The following is a 16,553-nucleotide window of genomic DNA, read 5'->3' as shown; positions in this document are numbered from 1 at the left end:
GCTGGTAGGGTTAGTCGGGGAGCCGATCGGGGTGGGGAATCGGCGGCATCCCGGTCGTGACGATCTCCCCGCTGTCCGGGTGGCGATAGGCGAGACCGGGGATGGTGCACGGGTCGGCGCCGTCGCGAAGCGCGTCGAGCAGCGCCAAGAAGGTGACCTCGCCGTGCCCGCGGACGACGTAGTCGACGAAGTCGGCGCGCAGGCAGACCTCGTAGTGCTGGGTCGGGAAGTAGCCGCCCCAGACGATCGTCAGTTCCGGGTGGCGGGCCTTGATCTGGCGGCAGAGGGGGACGGCGTGGCTGAGTTGTGGGCCGGGCATGACCGTGACGCCCAGGAAACGCGCCCCGGTCTCGCGGATGGCACGGTCCAGGGCGGCCGCCGGGTCGGGTTCGAGATTGCCGTCGACGATGCGATAGTCGTAGCGGCCTTCCAGCAAGGCGCCGAGTGCCAGGAGCGACATCGGGAGCACCGGCTTGCGCCGGGCGTTGCTGGGCGGGTTGTAGAGGATCAGCATCGGTATCCGGCCCTCACCTCCGACCCCTCTCGCCGTCCGGGGAGAGGGGAGACGATTGCGGCGCGGTTATCCGGTAAATTCGTAGCACCTCGTTGATGAGATCCCGCTCGGCGATCACCTCGATCGCCAGACCCGCGCTGGATGCGGCACGGAGGAAACCGGGCGCGTCGCCGTCGGACGAAAGGACCACGAGGGCACTGCCCCCTGGTGCCAGGTGCGCTGCCAGTTCGGCGGCGAAGCGCTCCGGGACGTCCTCCGAGCGCCAGGCCCGATCGGCGTCGTCGCGCGGCGTGCCCCGGTAGAAGGGCGGGTTGAACAGCACGAGGTCGAAGCGCTCACCCGCGACCGGGGTGAAGAGGTCGCCCTGCCGCACCTCGACCCGGTCACCGACGCCGTTGGATGCGGCGTTGATCCGGGCGCAGTGCACGGCGGCCGGGTTGATGTCGACGGCGACGACCCGCGCCGCGCGGCGGGCGGCGACGATCGCCCCCACGCCGGAGCCGGTGCCGAGGTCGAGCACGCTGCCGCCCAGCGGGACGAGGCTCTCCGCCACCTCGGCGAGGTAGGCGCCGGTGCGGAAGAGCACCGGGTTGAAGACGCCGGGCAAGACGACGATGTCGCGGCCCGCGACGCGCTCCAGGCGCGCCCGGTCGAAGCGATCCCGGCCGAGGAGGCGTGCTCGCCCGCGTAGCCAGCGGCGCCAGAGCGCGCGGGTGGCGCGGGTGTGGCGGGCGATCGGTGGACCCGGGCGGAGCGGCTCGGCGCGCTCCCCGGTGATCACGAGGAACCGGGCCGGTTCGCGGCGGCCCCGGAGCCGGGCCTTCCATGGTCGGAGCGCCCATTGCCAGCCGTACCATGGCTCGTGGGTGTGCCAGCGGAGGCCGAGCGCGGCGGCGAGCGAGTCGAGCCGGCCGACGGTGAGGTACCCCTCGCTGGGCAAGCTGTTGGAGGGAAAGCCGAAGCGCCGGGTGAACTCGGCCTCCCGCTCCCGTAGCATCTGCTCGCCGCTGCGTGCGTCCCGGTAGACCGGGGAGTCGAGAATGACTACCTGCCCCTCCGGCGCCAGCACGCGCAGCACCTCCCGCAGCGTCGTCGCGTAGTCCGGGGAGTAGTGGAGCGATGCGTTGAAGATGGCGAGGTCGGCCTGACCGTCGGCGAACGGCAGGCGGTCGAACTCGGCCTGTACCGGCGTGAAGACGGCGTCGTAGTGGGCATAAGCGCCAAGGCCGTCACGCAGGTCGGTGAGGAGGTCCACGGCCACCACGCTGTGCCCGCGGCGCGCGAGGCGGTAGCTGAGCCAGCAGTTGCCCGCGCCGAGGTCGAGGATGCGTAGCGGCCGGCGCCACCGGGTCTCCAGGGGCGGGAGGACACGGTTCACGAGCGCCTGGTAGCTGACGGCGCGGATGCGCCAGTCGTCCACGAACCGGCCGGTCAGGTCGTGGAAGGGGAGGGCGCGGTAGAAGCTGGGATCGTCGTCGCCGCGGCCCTCGGCACGGCGCACGGCGGCGTACTCGGCCATGAACTGGGCCAAGCGCCGCTCGCGCTCGGGCAGCAGGAAGCGCCAGATTCCGTCTTCGTTCGGGAAGCGGTCTCCCTCGACGGTGCAGCGAACGGCGCTGTCCCCGTCCGGCACCAGCGGCGCGCGGCAGCGGGGACAGGCGAGGGTGAGGTCACCGATGCGCGCGGCGGTGGTTGCTTGCTCGCCCGTGATCAAGGTCGATCCTCCCCGTTCGGTCGCGTACCCGCCGGGGCGGCGGTGCGCTCCAGCACCATCAGGTAGTGGTCGGCGAGCCAGGGCCAGGGGAACCGGCCGGCGATGCGGCGCTCGATGGCGGCCAGCCGGGTGAATGTGCGCGGCCACCGCTCCACCAGCCCGGCCAGATACGAGGGCGGCAGCAGGACGCCGATCCCGACCGTGCGGACATGCCGGAACGCGGGGGCAAACTCCGCGCGCAGTCGCCGGGGAGTTGGATACCAGACGCGCACGGAGGCCCCGCCGCCCGTGTGGGCCAGGGTGCCGTCCCGGCCCGCGGCGAGGCGCCGAACCGCGCGCCGGGGTTGGCCGCGGATCAGGTGCCAGCCGATCTCCCAGGCACAGAGCGGACCCATCAACACCAGGACGAGCCGCCCGCCCGGGCGCACCCAGGCCGCGAGGGTGGACGCGAGCGCTCGCCGGTCGGGCAGGCAGTTGAGCGCGCCGAACGACGAAAAGGCGCCGTCGATGCAGTCCGACCCCCGCCACGACGCGGGCAGGGACAGCGGGTGCTGCCGGAGGTCGAGCTGGAGCAGATGGACGCGGTCGGCCACCCCGGCACCCTCTGCCTTCTCGTGCGCGCGGGCCAGCATCCCGGCCGAGACATCGGTAGCGAGCACGTCGATGCCGCGCTGAGCCAGGCGCACAGCGTCCTCGCCGGTGCCGCAGCCCAGATCGAGGACGCGGTTGCCTGGGTGGAAGGTGGCGTCCAGGTGCTCCCACACGACGGCGCGCAGGAGACGCCCGAGCGTGCGGTGGGAGAAAACCGCGTCGTAGCTCGGCGCGGCGGCGTCGAAGGGTGCCGCGGGCGCAGCCATCACTGCCCTCGCTCCACCTCGTGCTGGGTCACCAGCATCCCCAGCCGGCCGATGCGTGCATTCACCATCGCCTTGGCGAGGCGCCGGTAGTTGGGCTGCGCCTGCTGGCGCTCCCGGTGCGCCGCCACCTCGTTGACCATCCAGCGCGTGGCGTACTGGTAGAAGCGGCGCGAGTGGCGCCCGGCCACGGTGAAGTCCCGGTCGGACCCTTCGTCCCACGGCTTGAGCGGGATGACCCGGTCCTTGACCACCTCGTAGTACGGCGTGTTCTTGATCGGGTAGGCGACGGTCGTGAGGAACAGGTCGGGGTTGGATGCCTTCAGGTGCTCCACCGTGGCCTCCAGGTCAGGCATCTCCTCCCCCTCGTAGCCGAGCATGATGAACATGCCCGCCTCGATCCCGTAGCGCTGGAGCAGGTGCACCATCTCTCGCACCCGCTCGGCCTTGGTGCGGCGGCGCATGGCGTCGAGGATGCGCTGCGAGCCGGACTCGGCGCCGATCCAGATACGGAAGGCGCCCATCTCCTTCAGGGTGCGGATGATCTCCTCGTTCAACCGGTCCTCGCGGGAGATCGTCTCGAAGGGGATGTTGATACCCCGGCGTTTCAGCTCGGCGGCGTAGCGGAAGAACCAGCCCTTGTGGATGGTGAAGACATCGTCGGCGTACCAGACCATGTCGGGCTGGTAGATCTCGATGATGTGCTCCAGCTCATCGGCCACGTTCTCCGGCGAACGGCGCCGGTGGCTGTAGCCGTAGACGGCATGGCTGCACCAGGTACAGGTGTAGGGGCAGCCCCGTGCGGTGATGAGCGACACCGAGCCCATCCCGTGGTGCTCGCGCCAGGTGCGCACGTAGCGTGGGATGTCTATCGCCGCGCGGTCGGGGAAGGGGAGCTCGTCCAGCTTGGGAATGTAGGGCCGCGGCTCGGTACGGACCAGCCGGCCGTCCCCGTCGCGGTAAACGATGCCCTGGATGTGCTCCATGCCGTTCGGCCCGTAGCGGGCCAGGTGTGGCAGCAACTCCTCGAGCGTCAGTTCGCCCTCGCCGATGACCACCACGTCGGCCCCGCGTGCCAGGTACTCCTCCGGGTAGTTGGCCGGCTCCGGCCCGCCGGCGATGACCGTGGCGCCGATCGCCTTGGCCGCCTGCATCGTCTGGATCACCCGCGGGCGGGTCATCAGGTTGGCGTACACGCCGACGACGGGCGGGCGCTCGCGCTCCAGGTACGCGCGCTGCTCTTCGGGGCTGCTGAAGGTGGAGTCGAATACCTTCACGTCGAACCCGCGCGACTTCAGGTAGGCCGAGATGTAGAGGATGCCGAGGGTGGGGTAGGGCTTCATGACCTGCAACTCGTGCGGATCCTGGTAAAGGAAATAACCGTGGGTCAGCAGGATATCCATGGTGCCTGATGCCCTCCCTCTGGCGTCGTCGCGGCAGCCCTGGCGTCCTGACCGTCTCCCCTACGGCTACCGCGGAAACAAGTGGCCGGCGCTCCCGACTGGCTGCTCAGTCTCCCTTGGCCGGTGACTGCGGCGTCGGGATGGCCGCTTCCTCGGGCGAGATGCCGGGCCTCAGCGGCCCCATACCCTGGTGCGGCACGCTCTCCAGCCGGTCGAGGCGGCGACGCTCCAGCGGCAGCGTCGCGGCGTAGAAGGCCGCCGCGGCCGCCATGCGCAGGTGGCGGCGACGGATCTGGCCCGGCCGCCGCGCCAGTCCCCGGAGCACCCGCCAGTGCTTGCGCATCCGGAACTCCTTGTGCACCACGACGTGGAGTTGCCGGTAGAACTCGGTGGTGAAGGGTCCGCGGTAGAGCATGGCCAGGTCGTTGGAGTCGAGCCAGTTCTGCTTGACCCCGAGCTGATCCTTCACCCGCTCGTGGAACGGCGTCCCCGGCAGCGGGTAGGCGACCGAGATGCCGATGTCGTCCGGCTGGCAGTCGCGCACCATCTGCAGCGTCAGCTCGATGTCGGCGCGGGTCTCACCGGGGTAGCCGAACTGGAGGAAGAACCCGACCTGGATGCCCGCGGCGTGCAGGCGCCGGGCCGCCTCCGCGATCTGCTCGACCTTCGTCCCCTTCTCCATCGCGTCGAGGATGGCCTGCGAGCCGGACTCGGCTCCGACCCAGACGATTTGCGCGCCAGCGCGCGCCAGTGCCTCGATCGTGTCGCCGCGGAGCAAGAGATCCACCCGGTGCAGGCTCTTGAAGGGCGTGCGGATGCCGAGCCGCTCGACCTCGTCCGCGTAGCGCTGGAGCCAGCCCGGCTTGAGACCCATGATGTCGTCGACGAACCAGATGTGATCGGGCTGGTAGGTGTCGCGCAACCACTTCAGCTCGGCTGCGACGTTCTCCGGGCTACGGGCGTTGTACCGCTGGCCCCAGATCGGCTTCGCGCACCAGTTGCAGTGGAAGGGGCAGCCACGGGTCGTGACCATGTTCATCGAGAAGTACCCGTGCCGCCGCAGCCAGATGTTGCGGTAGCGCGGCACATCCACCAGATCCCACGCCGGGAACGGCAGCGCGTCGAGGTCGCGGATGTCCGGCCGGCGTGGGGTGCGCGTGACCCCGTCGGGTTGTGCCGGATCGGGGTAGGCCAGACCCAGGATCTCCTCCCGTGGCATGTCGCTCCGGCCGGTCAGATGGTCGAGGAGTTCGGCCAGCGTGTACTCCCCCTCGCCGATCAGGACGAAGTCGGCCCCGGCCTGCAGGTAGCGCGCGGCATGGTCGGTGGCGTCGGAGCCGGCGACGATCACGGTGCAGCCGCGCGTGAGCGCGGCGCGGATCATGGTGAACGCCGCCTCGCGCATGCGCAGGAGGCACATCTTGGAGAGGTAGTTGAAATTGTCCTCGTAGAGGACGGCGAAGCGCGGGCGCTCCCGGTCGAGCGCCGCCGTCCACTCCGCCTCCGACTCGGCGAGCATGGCGTCGAAGAGCGCCACGTCGTAGCCGCGGGATCGCAGGTAGCTCGCAGCGTAGAGGGTCCCGAGCGGCGGGTAGGGCTGCATCGCCTCCCACAGCTTGGGGTCGAACCGCAGGTAGTAGGACTGACCCAGCAGCACCTCGCTCACGTTCCCCACCCCTCGTCGGCATCCAGCAGGTCGAGCGCGCGCAGTCGCTCCGCGTAGGCCGCCAGTGTGCGGCGGCCATGGCCGTCGAAGTGGCCCTTGCACCAGTCGGCCGAGAACGCCGCCTCCCCACCCGGCCCGTGCGCCTGGCTCAGCCGCCGGATCTTCCGCCCCCGCTCCCAACGCTCCAGCCGCTCCCCAGCCGGCGATCGCAGCGGTGCCTCGGCGAGCACGCGGGCAACCGCGTGGACTGGGACGTCGGTTGTCACCAGGGAGGGCGGTCCCTCGGCGTTGGGCAGGAAGCGCGCGGTCCAGTCGTTGAGCCGGCGCAGCCGCGCGTAAATCTCCAGCCCGCTCAGCGGCACCATCTGGGTCATCTCATGGGCGGTGTAGAGGTTCCGCTCGTGCAGCACGAGGGCGCGTTCGGAGAGCAGGTAGTTGGGACAGATGATGTCGCCGCCGTGGCGGGCGAGGCGGACGATGCCGATGATGAGCGCCCGGCAAAGCCAGAGGCGCCCCGGCTCGGTCACGATCAGGTAGTCGATGTCCGCGCCGTCGTCGACGCTGTTCATCGCGAGTTCGCCGGTGATCCCGACCATGCGTACGAAGGGGAGCCGGGCGATGGCGCGCCCGTAGCGCACGGCGCGCGGCCAGACTTGTGCGGCCAGCGCTGCCCGGCGGCGACGCGTCGCGACAATTCCCTCCCGACCCCGGAGCATGAAGTAGCCGTCGTAGGTCGCGATCGCCGCGGGCCGCGTCGCCGGGTCACGCAGCAGCGCGTGGACCTCCGCGGGTGTCGCTGCCACGCCCACGAGATACCGGTGCACCTCGGCAGCGGTGAGGGGATAGTCGAAGACGTCGCCGTAGGCCACCGCCCGCACCGCCGCGCGCGCCAGCGCGGCGCGATCGGCGGCCGACGCAGGCGCGTCCGCGGGCTGAGTCGCCGCGTATGCTGTCTTCGGGATCGCCGCCATGCGCCTCTCCCATCCCCACCCGATGAACCCGCATCGGTGGCAGTACGAGGAAGCGGGACGATTGGATGTTTGGGGAGGGATAAATGCGCGGTAATGCCTGCGAAGCTGTCCTGATAGGGCTGCTATGGCGCATCTACATTGAAAGGAGGTCGGACGCTATCCATCAGGTATAGGCGCGTGTGCGTACCTGGGCCCCGCCCGGTCTTCCGGCTGGCCTGTCTCCAGCCCGCCACCATGGACTCGTGCGGCTGCGGCCCCCTCCGCGACGGGTGGCGTGAGGATCCCCGCGCCACGGCGCGGGATCCTTCGCACCACCCACCGCGGCGACCGGAGCGGCACCAACCCCGACGCGCGACTGATGTGGCGCCATCCCAAAGCGGCGGCTGGGGCCGCCTCACTTCAAAGAGCCGGCTTCAGCCGGCTTTCCTTGTCAGCCCGGCGGCTTGAGCCCCGGGCACGCGCCAGGCGGTGCACACCCAACGCCGGGGTGTGAGTGCTGTCCCCCAGCCGGCTGATGGAGTTTGACGAGAGACCGTGGGACGTGGACCGGTCACCGTCGTTCGATTGCTGTCAACCTTCGCTGCGTGGCCGGTTCGACTCGCCTGCCGGTTGGACCGAACTTAGGGGATGGGGCGGCGAGCAGACCGTCTGGCTCCGTTGGTGCTTTACGGAGGTGGAACGCCTGAATGACATGGAGAACGCTGGGGCCTGGCGCGTCAGTGAGACAGCCGAGAGAGGTGGCGGTAGATGTCGCGGCGCTGCCCGATGAGAGATATCTCCCGAGCTCGTGCCAATGTCGGGCGTTGCCCTCCCGCGGCGCTGACTAGCTCTGCATTCGCATTGTACCGTCAGATCAAGCCGCCCTACTCGGCCGCCGGGACTTCCTCGTCCAGACGAACCCCGCCGTTCAGCGTGGCCGGAGCGTCGTCGGTGACGAACTGGGCGCGGTAGAGGGAGGCGTAGAGCCCGTCGCGGGCGAGGAGTTCCTGGTGGGTGCCGCGCTCGACGATGCGGCCCTGATCGACGACCAGGATCTGGTCGGCCGCGAGGACGGTGCTCAGCCGGTGGGCGATGGCGATGGTGGTCCGGCCGCGCATGAGGGGCTGGAGGGCGGCCTGGATCAGCCGCTCCGAGTGCGTGTCGAGGGCTGAGGTCGCCTCGTCCAGGATCAGGATGCGCGGGTCCTTGAGGATCACGCGCGCCAGCGCCAGGCGCTGCTTCTCCCCGCCGGAGAGCTTGTAGCCCCGCTCGCCGACGACCGTGTCGTAGCCGTCGGGCAGTTCCATGATCCGGTCGTGGATGGCTGCGGCACGCGCGGCTGCCTCGATCTCCTCCTGCGTTGCGTCCGGCTTGCCGTACAGGAGGTTCTCGCGGACGGTGGCGTGGAAGAGGTAGGTCTCCTGGGTGACGAAGCCGATCACCCGGCCCAGGCTCTCCAGCGTCACGTCGCGCACGTCGTGCCCGTCGATCCGCACCGCACCTGACGTAACGTCGTAGAGCCGGGGGAGCAGGTAGGTGATGGTCGTCTTCCCGGCGCCGCTCGGCCCGACCAGCGCGACGAGCTGCCCCGGCTCGATGGTGAAGCTGACGTCATTCAGGGCCAGCGGCCGCTCGGAGGCGTCGTCGCTCCCGGGCGGGGCGGAGTCGTAGCGGAAGCTGACGTGGTCGTACTCGACGCGGCCGCGCACGCGGTCGGGATCGAGCTCCAGGGCACCGGGCCGGTCGGTGATCTCCGGCTGGAGGTCCAGGTACTCGAAGATGCGGTCGAACAGTGCCAGCGCTCCCTGCACGTCGACGTGGACGTTGAGGAGCTGTCCCAGCGGGAAGAAGAGGCGGCTCTGGAGCGTGGTGAAGGCGACGATGCTACCGATTGTCAGCTCGCTGTCGCCGCCGATGATGGACCGCCCGGCGACCCAGTAGACCAGGCCCGGGGTGATCGAGAAGAAGACGTTGATGACCATGAAGAACCAGCGGCCGATCATCTGCTGGCGGATCTGCAACCCGGCCAGGCGCTCGTTCTCAGCGGCGAAGCGCTCGGTCGCCTCGCGTTGGCGCCCGAACGTCTTGGTCAGGAGCACGCCTGAGACGGAGAGCGTCTCCTGGGTGATCGCGGTCAGGTCGGCCAGGCTGCGCTGCGTGGAGGTCGAGAGCTCACGCCGCAGCGCGCCGACCCGGCGGGTGACGATGAGGAAGATCGGTGCAAGCGCCAGTGACAGGAGCGTGAGTTGCACGTCAATGGCGGCCATGAGCACGATCGTGCTGCCCACGGTGGCGATGTTGCTGACGATCGTCGCGGCGGTCGAGGTGACCACCTGCTGGATACCGCCGACGTCATTGGCGAGACGGCTCTGGATCTCCCCGGTGCGGGTCATGGTGAAGAAGCGCAACGGCATGCGCTGCAGGTGGGCGTAGAGCGCGTTGCGCAGGTCGCGCATGACCCGCTGGCCGACCACGTTGCTCAGATAGCTCTGCCCGACGCCGATCAACCCGGAGATGATCGGCACGACGATCATCAGCCCGACGAAGAGGTTTAGCAGCATCATGTCGCGCTGGGGGATCGCGGTGTCGATGATCAACTTGAGGAGGTACGGGTTGATCAGGCCGAGGCCGGAGGTGATCAGGATGGCAACCAGCACGAGGGCGATCTGCTGCCAGTAGGGTCGGAAGAAGGTCACCACCCGCCGGAAGGTGCCCGGGCGAGCTGCCTGCTCCGGCTTGTCGAATTGGCCCATCAGTCGTCCACGGTGCATCGGCCCCCCTCTCCAGATCTCCGCGGCGCGGCAAGCCTACCACCGGGCCTCCGTGGGGCAAACCGGTCGTTTGGGTAGGTCGAGTCCTGCCCGGAGCGGCAGGGCAGGGGCGGAGACGTCACGCCCGCGCGGGGGCGGGGGCGCTCACCACGTTCTGGGGGGTGCCGTCGAGGAATGCTCTGACGTTCTCGATCGTCACGTCCATGATGCGGTGCACGGCCTCGGTGCTGTAGAACGCGATGTGGGGCGTGATGACCACGTTTTCGCGGCGAGCCAGCAGGTGCTGGCGCAGCACGGCCCGTAGCTTGTCTTCCACCGCCGGCTCGGTCAGGAGTTGCGATTCCTCCTGGATCAACTCCTCTCCCTCCAGCACGTCGAGACCGGCACCGGCGAGGATCCCCTGATCGAGCGCCCAGATCAGCGCCTCGGTGTCGACGAGGCCGCCGCGGGCTGTGTTGATCAGCAGCGAGCCGCGCTTCATGCGGGAGAAGGTCTCGCGGTTCATCAGATGGTGCGTCGCCGGGAGGTGGGGGACGTGCAGGCTCACGATGTCGGACTCCTGCAGCAGCTCGTCCAGCGGGACGTAGCGGAAGCCGAGCACCTCGGGCAGGATCCGGGTCGGCCGCACGTCGTAGGCGACGACTTCCATGCCGAAGCCCTTGGCGATCCGGATGACGTGGAGCCCAATGCTGCCCGTGCCGACCACGCCGAGGGTCTTGCCCTTCAGGTCGAATCCCTCCAGGCCGGCCAGCGAGAAGTCGCCGCGTTGTGTGCGGACGTAAGCGCGGTGGATGTTACGGGAAAGCGCCAGGATGAGCCCGAAGGTGTGCTCGGCGACGGTCGTCTCGCCGTAGTAGGGGACGTTCGCCACGACGACGCCGCGCTCGGCGCAGGCCGCAAGGTCGATGTGGTCGTAGCCGGTCGAGCGGGTGGCGATCAGGCGCAGCCGGGGTAGGCGCTCCAGGGTCGGGCGGTCGAGCCGCGAGTGGATGAAGACCGATACGATCTCAGCCTCCGCCGCCAAGTGCGCGTTGCCCTCGTCCAATGGCTCGCTGTGGAAGACCGGGTCCAGCGACCCAAGTGCCTCCCCGAAGTACGCCTGCTCGCGCGAGTCCGTCTCGAAAAAGACCACGCGCCCTGTCGTGCCGCTCGCCCGATCGCTCATCCCGCCGCTCCCTCCGAGGCCCGGTCGCCACGTCCGTCGGGGGCTCGGGGTTGCAACCCGTGTGCCAGGCGGGTAGGTAGCGCCCGCACCCCGGATGGGTGATCACCAGGGTGCGGGCGCCGGTTCGCGGGGCGTTATGGCAGACCGCTCGGTGTCACTGGCGCTGATGCTTGAGGAGCACGCGTGGGATCTGAGCGATCAGCGCGCTGGCATCGCCGCCGAAGACCGATTGCGAGAGCGGATCCGGGAAGCCCTGGGTCAGGGCCACGACGATCACCGGGCCGGAGTCGAAGAAGATCACGCCCGCGTCGTGCCGAACCCCGGGCAGCTCACCGGTCTTGTGCGCGACGCGCATGTCGTCCGGCAGATAGAGCGGCAGGCGGTCGCGCACCTGCTGGCGCGCCATGATGTCGATCGCGAGGTCGCACGCCTCCGGCGTCAAGATCTGCCGGGTCGCGATCAGCCGGAGCAGGCGCGCGATGTCCGCCGCGGTGGTGATGTTCTCCAGCCCGCGATCGCGTGCCTCGTAGTCAAACATCTTGCGTTGCAGTTGGGTGCCCGTCAGCCCGAGCGAGGCAATGGTGCGGTTGATTGTCTCCAGGCCGAGGACGTCGATGCAGAGGTTCGTCGCCGTGTTGTCGCTGACGACGATCATGAGCGTCAGCAGATCGAGCAGCGAGAGCGACTCGACGCTGGTCAGCTCTTTGAGGATGCCGGAGCCACCGACCTTCGCGTCGTCCGGCACCGGGACCATCTGATCGAGACGGACGGTCCCCTCCTCCGCCTGGCGAAGTGCCTCGACCAGGATGGGGATCTTGATGATGCTCGCGGACGGGAAGCGCGCCTCCGGCGACCACTCCAGCCGCTCGCCCGTCGCGAGGTCTTCGATCACGAGCCCGACGGTCCCCGGCGCACGCCGGATTAGGTCGTCGAGCTCGGTCCGCACCGCGGTCAGGTTCACCACCGGGGCCTCCCAGTTCACCCTAGATCAGGATCCACAAGAGGATCACGAACAGGACCAGGTTCGCGGCCAGGATGGCCCAGCCGTTGTACAGCATCGAGCGCAGGTCACGGGATCGCGCCAGGCCCATCTGCCCGATCATGTCGGCGTTGGGGAATGGCCCGAACCAGTCGATCTGCGAGGAACCGAGGAGGACCAGCACCCACGCGAGCGCCGGGATCCCCAGCGCTTGCGCAGTCGGCCCGAAAACCTCGTTCATCAACACGACCTGGGCAACCGCGGCCCCGGCGACGCCGAGCCACCCGATCAGGAGCGCGACCAGAGCGAAGCCGTAGCCGCCGATCTCGGCAAGGATCGGCTCCCCGGCGTCCAGTAGTGCCTCGTAGGCTTGCATCTTCCCGACCAGCTCGATCAGCGGGTTGAAGAGCCAGAAGAGCAGGAACAACCAGACGAGACCGGAAGCGCCGCGATAGATCGCCTGCAGGATCCCCTCGAGGCTCATGCCCCCCGCCAGCCCGGTGGTGAACGAGGTGACCAGCATGACGAGAATCGCGAAGGATGCCCCGGCCTCCGCCCGGATGCCGTAGGCCACCATGACGGCGAGGGTCAGGACAAACGCGAACGTGCCGCGGCGGGCACTCTCGCCCAAGGTCTTCTGCTCCACCGTGGCGAGCGCTTCCTCATCGTAGGCCTGCGACCCCTCGGTCCGGCGCTGGATCCACCGCGCCATGAGGAAGCCCACGACCCAGGTGGTGATCGCCATTGGGAGTCCCGCCGCGACGAGGTACGGCACGTAGTTCACGGCGGCGGTTTCGGTGAGGGTGACGACGGGCGGGGTGAACGGGCCGATGAAGAGCCCCGGCGCGCCACCCGCGTGGAGCATGACCGCGAGCGCCGCCGGGGTGAACCCGACCGCCGCCGCGATCGGGATCACGATCGGTGCCAGGATCGCGTTCGCGCCCGCGAGGGTACCCAGCGCGCCGACGAGGATCGTCGACGTCAACATGATCCCGAGCTGCACCCGCGTCCGTGTCCGCAGGCCGATGGTCTGGGTGATGAGGCGGACGAGGTACTCGGCAACGCCGGTCTCGCGCGTGACCTGCCCGAGCCCACCGCCGAGGATGATGATCAGGCCGACGGTCACGATGAACGACCCGAGCGATTGGGCGAAGAGCCCGCTCAGCGCGAGAGGCCCGGTTCCGGTCATGATCACGGCGGCGATCAGCGCGCCGAGCGTCGCCAGGACGATGTCGAGCCCCAGCAGGGCGAGGATCGCGTAGAGCACGATGGGGACGAGACCCCACACGCTCGGGGGTTCAACCGTGAGGTTGATGATGATCGCGGCGATGATCCCGACCACGAAGGCCACGATGCCGGCGGTTCGCGTCAGGCTGCGCTCCTTCTCGGCTTCGGCCGCCTGCACTCCACGGTTACTCATCAGGCTCCCCTTCCACTCCGTCCCGAATCCACGTCCCCGCGCCGCGGCCGGGCCCCGTTACGTGCCACACCAAGACCGGGTGGCCACCCGGTGTGTGAGCACCCCCGGCCCACGACGCTGAGCCTGCTGAACGTGCCCAGCGTTTCCCTACGGTACTTCACTTTCTCATCGCGGGGAAGCAGTTTGGACGACGTGGTTACAGCACGTATGGGCGGATCACCTGTCGGTGGGAAATCCCAGTCGTGGGAGGAAAGGATGCCCCCGCCCCACGGGTGGGGCGGGGGACAGAGGGAGAGTCGCGATCACTCCCGGCCCTTGACCGGCCAGTCCTCCAGGCGCCAGGCGGCATCCCAGAACATCCACTCGTAGGTCGAGCAGGTCACGAAGTGGCGGCGGATTCGGGCGCGCCGGGCTTCGGAGAGGTCGGCCACCATCTCATTGGCGATGGCGAGGACCTCGCGCACCGGGACGGCGAAATCCTCGGAGGCGTAGGTGTCGATCCAGCGCTGGTAGTCGGGGTTGGGCGATCCGGCCTCTTCGAGCTGCTTGCCGACCTCCCAGTAGATCCAGTAGCAGGGCAGTAGCGCGCCCATCGCCTCTTCGAACGGTTCGCGGTAGGCGACCCGAAGGGTGTAGGAGGTGTAGGCCAGGTTGGAGGGGGAGGGGCGGGTGCTGTAGACCTCCTCGGTGGTGATGCCCCAGTCCTTGAAGAGACCCCCGTGCAGCGCACGCTCGACGGCCAGCGCGTTGTGCGCATGGCTCAGCAGCGTCTCGGCCCAGTCGTCCTTGGGCGACTTGGCGGCGGTCGCGGCGATCGAGCGTGCGAAGTCCTGGAGGTAGAGGGCGTCCTGAATCACGTACTGGCGGAAGGCCGGTTCGGGGAGCGAGCCGTCGGTCAACCCCTTAATAAAGGGGTGTTCGAGGATTTGCTGGTAGATCGGGGTGATGCTCTCCCACAACTCGTCGGTGAACCGCGTGTCCATCAGCCGACTCCTTTCGCGATGGCCCGGGCGCGCGGGGTGGGGAGCCGTCGGTGGGACAGAGAACGGCGCTGCCCGATCGGACAGCGCCGTTGAACGGTCTGGTCAGCAGCCGTCCCTTCGCTGGCATTACCCAGGTCAGGTTCAGCGGTCGGTGGCGGATCGCTGGCCACCCTCTCAGCCCGGGTCCCCGGGCTCCCGTCGCGCTGTGCCGCTTATTGATCTGTCGCGAACACCGTAACAGGTACCCGCGTCCGTGTCAAACCTAGTCGGCCGCGGTCTGCTGCGGCTTGAGCACGACCTTCGTGTAACCTTCCACCCGCTTGTCGAACTTCTCGTAGGCCTCCGGCGCCTTCTCGAGCGGCACCCGGTGGCTGACGACGAAGCTCGGCTTGGCGCGACCGGAGATGATCAGGTCGCGCAGGAAGACGTTGTACTGCTTCACGTTGGTCTGGCCGGTGCCGAGCCGGATCCCCTTCTCGAAGAGCTTCCCGAAGGAGAGGAGCAACTGCCCCTGCTTGGCGGCCTGGTCGACGCCGCCCGGATCGGTCGGCACGTAGAGCCCGGGGATGCCGATCCGCCCGGTCGGGTTCACCACCCGGATCAGATCTTCGAGCACCCGGTTCGGCTGCTCCTGGGTCCCGGACCCGTGCGAGAACGCCTGGTATCCGACGGCGTCGATGCCGCACATGACGCCGATCATGCTCTCTTCCCCGGGGCGCATCGCACCGGTGACGCCCGCGTTCTGCCGGCGCATGTCGAAGATCTGCTCCACCGGGTCGCCCTTGGAGAAGTCGATCGGGATCGCGCCGATCTCCTTCGCTTTCTGAAGGCGCTCCGGCACGCGGTCGACGACGTAGACCTCCGAAGCGCCACGGAGAAGGGCGCTGTAGGCCGCCATCAGCCCCACCGGGCCGGCTCCGAAGACGGCGACGGTACTGCCGGGACGAACACCGGCCAGCTCCGTCCCGTGGTAACCGGTGGGGAAGATGTCGGCCAGCATCATAAAGTCATCTTCCCACTGATCGCCCGGTTGGCCGGGGAGCTTGAGGCAGTTGAAGTCCGCGAAGGGGACGCGCAGCAACTCGGCCTGCCCGCCCGGGTAGGGGCCCATGGCGACGTAGCCATAGGCGCTGCCGGCGAAACCGGGGTTCGCCGTCAGGCAGAAGCCGGTATAGCCCCGCACGCAGTTGAAGCAGAAGCCGCAGGCGATGTTGAAGGGCATGACCACGCGGTCGCCCTTCTTGATCGACGCGACGCCGCTCCCGACCTCCTCCACGATGCCCATGTTCTCGTGGCCGAAGACGATGCCCGGTGAGGCGGCGGTACGCCCCTCATACATATGAAGATCGCTGCCGCAGATGGCGGTGGAGGTGATGCGGACGAGTACGTCGGTGGGTGCTTGGATCTTGGGATCGGGGACTTCCTCGACGGCGACCTGGTTCGGGCCCTTGTAGACGACGGCCTTCATGGAACCACTCCTCTTCCCGCAGCGGCCAGCCAGCTTGACTGACCACCACCTGGTACGACGAAGTCAGGTCGTTCGGAGTGCGGGCGCGGCCGCCCCGTTGGCTGCGTACGGCGTCGGTGTGCGCCGCTGGTGCGTGAGGATGCGGGACGTCCGCGATGAGCGGTATGGTCGCTGGCGCCTCCTTCCCGGTCGAGATGCGGGACGCCCACCGCGCGGGGTGGAGGCCGCCACAACGCGGCAGGTGCCGCATGCGTGACGTGTTCGTGCCATCTGGGTTCATGCTAGACGCTAACTATTCGCTTGTCAATGCGTGATGGCTGTGGCGCGGTGGGAGCGCTGCGGGCGGGTCCGCGGAATCGTGGACTCGGACGATCCGATGGCGCGTGTACGGTCGGCCCGTGCCCTGGGGAAAACGCCTGGGCTCACAATGAAAGCGGGCTATGGAGTGCGGCGGCCTCAGCCGCCGCTCTTGTAGGGCGCCGCATGGGTCCGAGCCGGGGATTGTCGACGTGACGATTCCCTCACCGTCCTCGGAATGTGGGATCGGCGACGCAACGATGCGCACCGCGGTCCGGACGCCGGGGTGGGTGGTGCGAGAACCCCCGCGGCGGGTTCGGGAGGGGGGCAGGTCGTGCGAACGAGCTCGCGCCGCGGCGTGTGGGCGGG

Annotated in this window: 12 protein-coding genes and 1 riboswitch; all 12 genes read right to left on the bottom strand. The window is 68.9% G+C overall.

Going from position 1 to position 16,553, the window contains the following annotated elements; translation table 11 throughout:
• Nucleotides 1-10: 10 nt before the first annotated feature.
• The 12 genes from IRZ30_RS09050 to IRZ30_RS08995 all read right to left on the bottom strand — a co-directional run bounded on the left by IRZ30_RS09050 (nucleotide 11) and on the right by IRZ30_RS08995 (nucleotide 15,887).
• Nucleotides 11-514: a cobalamin-dependent protein gene (locus tag IRZ30_RS09050; RefSeq protein ID WP_294084650.1), complete on the bottom strand. Its 504-nt coding sequence runs from the start codon at nucleotides 512-514 to the stop codon at nucleotides 11-13.
• 13 nt (nucleotides 515-527) lie between these two features.
• On the bottom strand, nucleotides 528-2,228 hold the full coding sequence (locus IRZ30_RS09045; RefSeq protein WP_294084649.1) for a methyltransferase domain-containing protein: 1,701 nt from the start codon (nucleotides 2,226-2,228) through the stop codon (nucleotides 528-530).
• Complete coding sequence (locus tag IRZ30_RS09040) at nucleotides 2,225-3,085, bottom strand: class I SAM-dependent methyltransferase (protein WP_294084648.1); 861 nt, start codon at nucleotides 3,083-3,085, stop codon at nucleotides 2,225-2,227. The genes IRZ30_RS09045 and IRZ30_RS09040 overlap by 4 nt, the downstream gene beginning before the upstream one ends.
• Entirely contained in the window at nucleotides 3,085-4,485 is a 1,401-nt protein-coding gene (locus tag IRZ30_RS09035; RefSeq protein ID WP_294084647.1) for a radical SAM protein, read from the bottom strand. The genes IRZ30_RS09040 and IRZ30_RS09035 overlap by 1 nt, the downstream gene beginning before the upstream one ends.
• Before the next feature lie 106 nt (nucleotides 4,486-4,591).
• A complete protein-coding gene (locus IRZ30_RS09030; protein ID WP_294084646.1) occupies nucleotides 4,592-6,151 on the bottom strand; it encodes a radical SAM protein in 1,560 nt (519 codons plus the stop codon).
• Nucleotides 6,148-7,122 carry a hypothetical protein gene (locus tag IRZ30_RS09025; RefSeq protein WP_294084644.1) on the bottom strand — a complete coding sequence of 325 codons (975 nt, stop codon included), beginning with the start codon at nucleotides 7,120-7,122 and terminating at the stop codon, nucleotides 6,148-6,150. The genes IRZ30_RS09030 and IRZ30_RS09025 overlap by 4 nt, the downstream gene beginning before the upstream one ends.
• Nucleotides 7,123-7,985: 863 nt before the next feature.
• A complete protein-coding gene (locus tag IRZ30_RS09020) occupies nucleotides 7,986-9,872 on the bottom strand; it encodes an ABC transporter ATP-binding protein (protein WP_294084643.1) in 1,887 nt (628 codons plus the stop codon).
• A gap of 118 nt (nucleotides 9,873-9,990) precedes the next feature.
• Nucleotides 9,991-11,037 carry a hydroxyacid dehydrogenase gene (locus IRZ30_RS09015; protein ID WP_294084639.1) on the bottom strand — a complete coding sequence of 349 codons (1,047 nt, stop codon included), beginning with the start codon at nucleotides 11,035-11,037 and terminating at the stop codon, nucleotides 9,991-9,993.
• A gap of 154 nt (nucleotides 11,038-11,191) precedes the next feature.
• Nucleotides 11,192-12,019, bottom strand: coding sequence for a serine hydrolase (locus IRZ30_RS09010; RefSeq protein ID WP_294084638.1), 828 nt, complete (start codon nucleotides 12,017-12,019; stop codon nucleotides 11,192-11,194).
• Nucleotide 12,020: 1 nt separating this feature from the next.
• Nucleotides 12,021-13,436 carry a Na+/H+ antiporter NhaC family protein gene (locus IRZ30_RS09005; RefSeq protein ID WP_294084637.1) on the bottom strand — a complete coding sequence of 472 codons (1,416 nt, stop codon included), beginning with the start codon at nucleotides 13,434-13,436 and terminating at the stop codon, nucleotides 12,021-12,023.
• A gap of 302 nt (nucleotides 13,437-13,738) precedes the next feature.
• Complete coding sequence (tenA, locus tag IRZ30_RS09000; protein ID WP_294084635.1) at nucleotides 13,739-14,419, bottom strand: thiaminase II; 681 nt, start codon at nucleotides 14,417-14,419, stop codon at nucleotides 13,739-13,741.
• A gap of 96 nt (nucleotides 14,420-14,515) precedes the next feature.
• Nucleotides 14,516-14,628, bottom strand: a riboswitch (TPP riboswitch).
• A 53-nt stretch (nucleotides 14,629-14,681) separates the two neighbouring features.
• A complete protein-coding gene (locus IRZ30_RS08995; protein ID WP_294084633.1) occupies nucleotides 14,682-15,887 on the bottom strand; it encodes a glutathione-independent formaldehyde dehydrogenase in 1,206 nt (401 codons plus the stop codon).
• Nucleotides 15,888-16,553: the final 666 nt, after the last annotated feature.

The sequence above is a fragment of the Sphaerobacter sp. genome, assembly GCF_019683595.1.
In the GTDB taxonomy this organism is placed as follows: Bacteria; Chloroflexota; Chloroflexia; order Thermomicrobiales; family Thermomicrobiaceae; genus Sphaerobacter.
This window is presented reverse-complemented; position numbering and strand designations above follow the sequence as displayed.

What these genes read in the sequence shown, in the direction of transcription:
- IRZ30_RS09015 (WP_294084639.1), bottom strand. Translation starts at nt 11,037, where the DNA reads ATGAGCGATCGGGCGAGCGGCACGACAGGGCGCGTGGTCTTTTTCGAG.
- IRZ30_RS08995 (WP_294084633.1), bottom strand. Translation starts at nt 15,887, where the DNA reads ATGAAGGCCGTCGTCTACAAGGGCCCGAACCAGGTCGCCGTCGAGGAA.
- IRZ30_RS09020 (WP_294084643.1), bottom strand. Translation starts at nt 9,872, where the DNA reads ATGCACCGTGGACGACTGATGGGCCAATTCGACAAGCCGGAGCAGGCA.
- IRZ30_RS09035 (WP_294084647.1), bottom strand. Translation starts at nt 4,485, where the DNA reads ATGGATATCCTGCTGACCCACGGTTATTTCCTTTACCAGGATCCGCAC.
- tenA (WP_294084635.1), bottom strand. Translation starts at nt 14,419, where the DNA reads ATGGACACGCGGTTCACCGACGAGTTGTGGGAGAGCATCACCCCGATC.
- IRZ30_RS09050 (WP_294084650.1), bottom strand. Translation starts at nt 514, where the DNA reads ATGCTGATCCTCTACAACCCGCCCAGCAACGCCCGGCGCAAGCCGGTG.
- IRZ30_RS09040 (WP_294084648.1), bottom strand. Translation starts at nt 3,085, where the DNA reads ATGGCTGCGCCCGCGGCACCCTTCGACGCCGCCGCGCCGAGCTACGAC.
- IRZ30_RS09005 (WP_294084637.1), bottom strand. Translation starts at nt 13,436, where the DNA reads ATGAGTAACCGTGGAGTGCAGGCGGCCGAAGCCGAGAAGGAGCGCAGC.
- IRZ30_RS09025 (WP_294084644.1), bottom strand. Translation starts at nt 7,122, where the DNA reads ATGGCGGCGATCCCGAAGACAGCATACGCGGCGACTCAGCCCGCGGAC.